Source organism: Streptomyces cahuitamycinicus (assembly GCF_002891435.1).
Taxonomy (GTDB): domain Bacteria; phylum Actinomycetota; class Actinomycetes; order Streptomycetales; family Streptomycetaceae; genus Streptomyces; species Streptomyces cahuitamycinicus.
Genome location: NZ_POUC01000968.1, coordinates 1 through 476, shown reverse-complemented (window position 1 = coordinate 476; position 476 = coordinate 1). Strand labels below are relative to the sequence as shown.

The window sequence follows — 476 nt, the reverse complement described above, 5'->3', positions numbered from 1 at the left end:
GGGCAACGCCAACCTGCTGCTGGCGTACGGCAGCACGGAGCAGGTCGACACCTGGGTCCGGCCGATGGTGCGGGGACGCTTCTTCGGGACCATGTGCCTGTCCGAGCCGCAGGCGGGCAGCTCGCTGGCCGACATCACCACACGGGCCGAGCGGCAGGACGACGGGACGTACCGGCTGTTCGGCACCAAGATGTGGATCTCCGGCGGTGACCACGAACTGGCGGAGAACATCGTCCACCTGGTGCTGGCCCGGATCCCCGGCGGCCCGCCCGGGGTCAAGGGGATCTCGCTGTTCATCGTGCCGAAGGTGCTCCTCGACGACGGCGGCGCGCTCGGCGCCCGCAACGACGTGGTGCTGGTCGGTCTGAACCACAAGATGGGCTACCGGGGGACCACCAACACGCTGCTCAACTTCGGCGACGGGGTGCACCGGCCGGACGGCCACCCGGGCGCGGTCGGCTACCTGGTGGGGGAGC

Annotated in this window: 1 protein-coding gene; it reads left to right on the top strand. The window is 70.6% G+C overall.

The genetic code is table 11. The features are described 5' to 3' along the window. Positions 1-476, top strand: a 476-nt coding sequence (locus tag C1J00_RS44120) for an acyl-CoA dehydrogenase family protein (protein WP_180989945.1), incomplete at both ends; no start/stop codon positions are given.